This window comes from Bradyrhizobium sp. AT1, from assembly GCF_001590795.1.
Classification (GTDB): Bacteria; Pseudomonadota; Alphaproteobacteria; order Rhizobiales; family Xanthobacteraceae; genus Bradyrhizobium.
Genome location: NZ_JXDL01000001.1, coordinates 2819276 through 2825290 on the forward strand (window position 1 = coordinate 2819276; position 6015 = coordinate 2825290).

General features: G+C 64.9%; 5 protein-coding genes and 1 pseudogene. 3 read left to right on the top strand and 3 right to left on the bottom strand.

Annotation, left to right across the window (positions count from 1 at the left end):
* Window positions 1–8: 8 nt before the first annotated feature.
* The 3 genes and pseudogenes from SE92_RS13340 to SE92_RS13350 all read right to left on the bottom strand — a co-directional run bounded on the left by SE92_RS13340 (window position 9) and on the right by SE92_RS13350 (window position 3057).
* Window positions 9–753: pseudogene (locus tag SE92_RS13340) on the bottom strand (2OG-Fe(II) oxygenase).
* 275 nt (window positions 754–1028) lie between these two features.
* Complete coding sequence (locus SE92_RS13345) at window positions 1029–1715, bottom strand: DUF2848 domain-containing protein (protein WP_063196121.1); 687 nt, start codon at window positions 1713–1715, stop codon at window positions 1029–1031.
* Window positions 1708–3057 (bottom strand): amidase, encoded by a 1350-nt coding sequence (locus tag SE92_RS13350; protein WP_063196122.1) that lies wholly within the window; start codon window positions 3055–3057, stop codon window positions 1708–1710. Before SE92_RS13350 ends, SE92_RS13345 begins: the two co-directional genes overlap by 8 nt.
* Before the next feature lie 177 nt (window positions 3058–3234).
* On the opposite strand from SE92_RS13350, the gene SE92_RS13355 reads away from it, so the two are divergent.
* The 3 genes from SE92_RS13355 to SE92_RS13365 all read left to right on the top strand — a co-directional run bounded on the left by SE92_RS13355 (window position 3235) and on the right by SE92_RS13365 (window position 5846).
* Window positions 3235–3648 carry a Zn-ribbon domain-containing OB-fold protein gene (locus tag SE92_RS13355; protein WP_027533987.1) on the top strand — a complete coding sequence of 138 codons (414 nt, stop codon included), beginning with the start codon at window positions 3235–3237 and terminating at the stop codon, window positions 3646–3648.
* 3 nt (window positions 3649–3651) lie between these two features.
* Window positions 3652–4791: a thiolase C-terminal domain-containing protein gene (locus tag SE92_RS13360; protein WP_063196123.1), complete on the top strand. Its 1140-nt coding sequence runs from the start codon at window positions 3652–3654 to the stop codon at window positions 4789–4791.
* A 140-nt stretch (window positions 4792–4931) separates the two neighbouring features.
* Window positions 4932–5846 carry an SDR family oxidoreductase gene (locus tag SE92_RS13365; RefSeq protein ID WP_063196124.1) on the top strand — a complete coding sequence of 305 codons (915 nt, stop codon included), beginning with the start codon at window positions 4932–4934 and terminating at the stop codon, window positions 5844–5846.
* Window positions 5847–6015: the final 169 nt, after the last annotated feature.

Genomic DNA, 6015 nt, shown 5'->3' on the forward strand with positions numbered 1-6015 from the left:
CGCAGCGCTCATTTGGCATCGTGAAAGATCACACCCAACGTGTGGCGTTGGCCGGACCTGATCCGACTGACGCCATGGCGGAGATTAACGCGGTAGGTGCCGCGTGTCCCCTGCACCGGACGGTGATGCACAGCGAAGGCGACCGCGTCGCCCCTGCGCCAGCGGCACCACCTCGGCACGGGACTGCATGCGCGGGCGCTGCTCGGTCAGCACGAACTCGCCGCCGGTGAAATCGCGCCCCGGTTCGGAGAGCAGGATCGCGACCTGGAGCGGGAACACGTGCTCGCCGTAGAGGTCCTGGTGCAGGCAGTTGTAGTCGCCGGCTTCATATTGCAGCAGCAGCGGCGTCGGCCGCGCCTGCCCCGCCTCATGGCAGCGCTTCAGGAACGCGGCATGCGCTGTGGGATAGCGGATGTCGATCCCCATCGCCTCGTTCCAGCGATTGGCAACGGGTTCCAGATACGCGTACAGCGCCGGGCGCAATTGCGCGATCAGGTCGGGCAGCGGATAGGAGAAGTACTTATATTCGCCGCGGCCAAAGCCATGGCGGCCCATGACGACGCGGCTGCGGAAATGCGTGTCGTCCGGATAGAGCGCGGCGAGGACGCGGCACTGGTCCGGCGTCAGCAGATTTTTCAGGACGGCGCAGCCCTGGGAGTCGAGCTCGGTGGTGATTTGGGGCCAGTCGAGAGCATCGACGCCGGAGGCGAGGTCCGCGGAGGAATGGACTGATTTTCGTGCGGTCATTGTCATAACAATCACCTTCGCAGCCCAGCGTTCACCCCGCCACCCGATTCCCGATGACGATCTCCCCGTCATTGCGAACGCGACGAAGCAATCCAGAATCCCTCCGCGGAGGCAGTCTGGATTGCTTCGCTGCGCTCGCAATGACGCGGAGAGAGCTCGGCCCCGCACCGGCAGCGAGAACTCGTAGGGTGGGCAAAGGCGCCCTTGCGCCGTGCCCACGTTTTCGCAAAACGTGGGCACGCTTTCGCTTTGCCCACCCTACGGGACCGTCGCCTGTGGACCTAGCCCCGCACCGGCAACGTCACCACGTCGTAGCCGTGCCTGATTGTCCGCTTCAGCACGGGGTCCTCGAGCTCGAAATCGAACCGCTCGGCCGGGCGAATGCCGCCTTTGGCGGCGAAGGTGCCGCCGAACATGGCGCAGCCGTCGGGGAATTTTCCGCCGTCAAAGCCGCGCGCGATCAGGTCCTTGACCGGCAGCATCGCGTCGAGCGTGCCCTCCTGGTAGAGCACGCGCTCGCCTTTGATGGTGGCGTAGGAGCGCAGGATCATCTTGTCCCAATGGTCGATGACGTCCTCGAGCTCCCACAGCGTGGAGGCGATCGGCTTGTCGCACATCTGCTTGGAGACCGTGACGTTGTAGGCCTCGACCTTGCGGTCCGTATGATCTGAGCCGCAGCCGACGAAGATGCGGCCCTGCCAGCCGATCAGCACGAACTCGACCTCGCCGGAGGAATCGCCGCCGGTGCATTCGATGCTGTCCTCCTGGGTCAGCCGCCGCGCCGCGCCGCGATAGTAGATCGGCGTCGAGGCCGGCGGGGCGATGCCCATCTCCTGCAGCTCCTTGATGTGCTTGTCGCGCGCGACGGGATCGCGGCCGGTCCAGCCGGCGATGACCATCTGGTCGATCGGCAGCGTCAGCGGCGTGGTGGTACCCTGGGCGTCGACGGTGAAAGTCAGGTCAAACACGAATAACGGCCTCCATGCCGGCAGCAAGTTCGAAGATACGGCGGTCCGACCCGCCCGCGCCCGCCAGCATCAGGCCGACGGGAACGTCGCCCTCGCGATGTGCGGGCAGCGAGATGGCGCAGCCGTCGATCATGTTGATCAATGTGCAGTTGCGCAGCGCGCGCAGGTTCTGCGTGGTGAACGCCTTGTCGTCGGCCAAATCTGCAATCTTCGGCGGCGTATTGGCGGTGGTCGGCAGCGCCAGCGCGTCATAGGGCGCGATGCGGGCGTTGACGCGGGCGATCAGCGAGCGCCGCTCGTTGAGCAGGTCGATGTAGTCGGCCGCGCTCTGCGCCTCGCCGCGCATGATGCGGACGAAGACGCGGGGGTCGTAGACGTCGCCCTTGGAGGTGAGGAGATAGCGATGCCAGGCGTAACTTTCGGAGGCCGCAAAGCCGCCCTTGGCGTTCATCGGGCCGATATCGTGGAATTCGGCCATCTCGATGCGCTCGATGATGGCGCCGTGGTCGGCGAGCGTCTTCAGAGCGCGCTCGAATGTCTGGGCGACCGCTGCATCGAGATCGTCGAGCGCAATGGTGGTCGGCACGGCGAGCCGCATGCCCTTCACGGGCCGCGGCTGCAGCGCCGTGATCGGCTCGTTGGCGAGCACGGCATCGAGTATGGCACAGCAGCTGACCGATCGTGCCAAGGGCCCGATGCTGTCGAGCGAGAACGACAGCGGCACCGATCCATCGAGCGGCACGCGCCGCTGCGTCGGCTTGTAGCCGACGATGCCGTTATAGGCCGCCGGAATCCGGCAGGAGCCGCCGGTGTCGGTGCCGAGAGCGCCATGCGCCATGCCGTCCAATACAGAGACCGCCGCGCCCGACGACGAACCGCCTGGCACATGGCCTTCGTCCCGGTTCCAGGCACCCTTCGGCGTGCCGTAATGCGGATTGATGCCGATGCCGGAATAGGCGAACTCGGTCATGTTGGTCCGGCCAATGACGACGAAACCCGCCTTGCGCAGCCGGGTTACCGTCGCGGCGTCCTGTTCGGCCGGCGGAGAATCGTCGAGCGCGCGCGAGCCGGCCCGCGTCACCTGGCCCTTGATGTCGAACAGATCCTTGATCGAGACCGGAATGCCGGCATAGCGCGACGGCGCTGCTTTGACCTTGCGCAAGCCGTCCATCGCGTCCGCGGCCGCGAGTGCGGCGTCCTTGTCGACATGGAGGAAGGTGCGCTGCCCCTCGCCTGAGGGATCGGCGATCCTGGCAATGCAGGCCTCGACCAGCTTTCGGGCGGTGGTGCGGCCGCTTTCGAGGTCTTCGGCGAGTTTTGCCAGTGTCGGAAAATCGGGCATGTCTGTCTCACGGAATATTGTCGCGCGCAATCTATAGCGCTGCCTCAGTTCGACACAAGCATTGTGCGCATGATGGCATGCATGCGTATTGCTGGACCGTTGACGCACCATGGTCGATTGTCGCATCAAGATCGAAACAGGCGGGCGCCAAGCCTGTCTCTTGGAGGAGCCGCCGAGATGGCCGAACCGCAGCGCGCGCGACCGAAACCGACGCCGGAGACCCAGCATTTCTGGGACGGCACCAAAGCCGGCGAACTGCGCCTGCAGCGCTGCGACGCCTGCGCGCATGTCTACTTCCCGCCGCGCCCGTTCTGCCCGTCCTGCGCCTCGCGCAAGGTCTCGGTGTTCAAGGCGAGCGGCAAGGGCTTTCTCTACAGCTACGTGATCAACCACCGCCCCGCCGCGCCCGGCTTCACACCGCCTTACGCGATCGCGGTGGTCGAGCTTGCCGAGGGGCCGCGGATGATGAGCAACATCATCGACTGCCCGCAGACGCCGGAAGCGCTCGAGCTCGACATGAAGCTCGAAGTCGCCTTCGAGGCGCTCGACGACAAGATCACCCTCCCCGTGTTCCGTCCGGCGAAGGGGTAAGCCATGCGCAAGAATCAGGTTGCCGTCGTCGGCGCGGCCGAGACCACCGAGCTCGGTGTTATCCCGAATATGTCGCAGCTCCAGCTTCACGCGGATGCGGCGCTGAATGCCATCGCGGACGCCGGACTGAAACTGTCCGACATCGACGGCTTCGCCACCGCGGTCGAGACGCCGCAGCAGGTCTGCCATTATCTCGGCATCAAGCCGACCTGGGTGGACGGCACCTCGGTCGGCGGCTGCTCCTTCATGCTGCACGTTCGTCACGCCGCGGCAGCAATCGAGGCCGGGCTGTGCAAGACCGTGCTGATCACCCATGCCGAGAGCGGCAAGTCGATGATCGGCAAGGCGCCGCGCTCGATCCCCGCCGATAGCCTGCAAGGCCAGTTCGAGGCGCCCTACGGCGTCTACGGCCCGCCCAGCATGTTTCCGATTCCCGTGCTGCGCTTCATGAAGACCTATGGCATCACGCATGAGCAACTGGCTTCGGTTGCGGTGGTGCAGCGGGAATGGGCGGCGAAGAATCCGCGGGCGATGATGAAGGACCCGATCACGGTCGCGGACGTGCTCAACTCGCGCATGATCGCCTATCCGTTCCGCCTGTTGCAGTGCTGCCTCGTCACCGACGGCGGCGGCGCGCTGATCCTGACCTCGGCCGACCGCGCCAGGGACTTTCCGCGCAAGCCGGTCTACATCATGGGCACCGGCGAGAGCGTGGAAACGCCGATGGTCAGCCAGATGGAGACGTTCAATTCCTCGCGCGCGTTCAAGACCGCGGGGCCGCTGGCCTTCAAGGAGGCCGGCATCGCCCACGGGGATGTCGACCATCTCATGATCTACGATGCCTTCGCGCATCTGCCGCTGTTCGGGCTCGGCGACCTCGGCTTCATGCCGCATGAGGAGACCGGCAGCTTCATCGCGGACGGCAATACGCGGCCCGGCGGGAAACTGCCGCTCAACACCAATGGCGGCGGATTGAGCTATATGCATTCGGGCATGTACGGCATGTACGCGCTGCAGGAGAGCGTGCGACAGATGCGCGGCATCGCGCCCGCACAGGTGCCGAACGCCAAGATTTCGGTGTGTCATGGCGTCGGCGGCATGTTCGCGGCGAGTGGCACGATCGTGTTCACGAACGAGAGGTAAGGCGGCGCGGACGACATATGCTCGTCATTGCCGGGCTTGACCCGGCAATCCATCCTCTTCCGAAGATGGATGCGCGGGGCAAGCCCGCGCATGACAAGTTGAGTTAGCCGCAGCGGCAGAGACAACATAGAGAGGCCCACATGAGCAAATCACTGCAGGACAAGGTCATCATCGTCACCGGCGCAGGCCGTGGCATCGGGCGCGAAATCGCGCTGCTGTGTGCGGCAGAAGGCGCCAAGGTCGTCGTCAACGATCCCGGCGGCGCCGCCGACGGCGCCGGCTCGAACGCGGCGCCGGCCGAGGAGGTCGTCGAGGAGATCAAAAAGCGCGGCGGCACCGCGGTCGCCAATTTCGAATCGGTGGCGGAAGCAATCCCCGCCAGCAAGATCGTGAAGACCGCGACCGATCATTTCGGCCGGCTCGACGGCGTCGTCAACAATGCCGGCATTTTGCGCGACATGATCTTCCACAAGATGAGCGTGGAAGCGTTCGAGGCCGTCATCAAGGTGCATCTGATGGGCTCGTTCTATGTCAGCCATGCCGCGGCGCGCATCTTTCGCGAGCAGGAGTCGGGCTCCTTCGTGCACTTCACCTCGACCTCCGGCCTGATCGGCAATTTCGGCCAGGCCAATTACGCCGCCGCCAAGCTCGGCATCGTCGGCCTTTCCAAGTCGATCGCGCTCGACATGGGCCGCTTCAACGTCCGCTCCAACTGCGTCTCGCCGTTCGCCTGGACGCGCATGATCGGCACCATTCCGACCGAGACGGAGGCCGAGAAGGCGCGAGTCGAAAAAATCAAGCAGATGGGGCCGGAGAAGATCGCCCCGCTCTGCGGCTATCTGATCTCCGATTCCGCCAAGGACGTCACCGGGCAGATTTTTGGCGTGCGCATGAACGAGATCTTCCTGTTCAGCCAGAACCGTCCGATCCGCTCGGTGCAGCGGAGCGAGGGCTGGACGCCGCAATCGATCGCAGAACACGGCATGCCGGCGCTGAAGGGCTCGTTCTACAAGCTCGACCGCTCCGCCGACATCTTCACCTGGGATCCCGTCTAGCCGCATTTCCGGCATCCCTGCCCTGCGATCTCTGGTTGTCTCGGCCGGAGATCGCCCCGCTTTACGCCCGATTGCCGGCGAATGGTGTCCTCCCAACAAAACTTTGGGAGGAAACCATGACAAGAATACTGACCAACTCCGACGACACCACCTCTGCAACAAGCGGCCT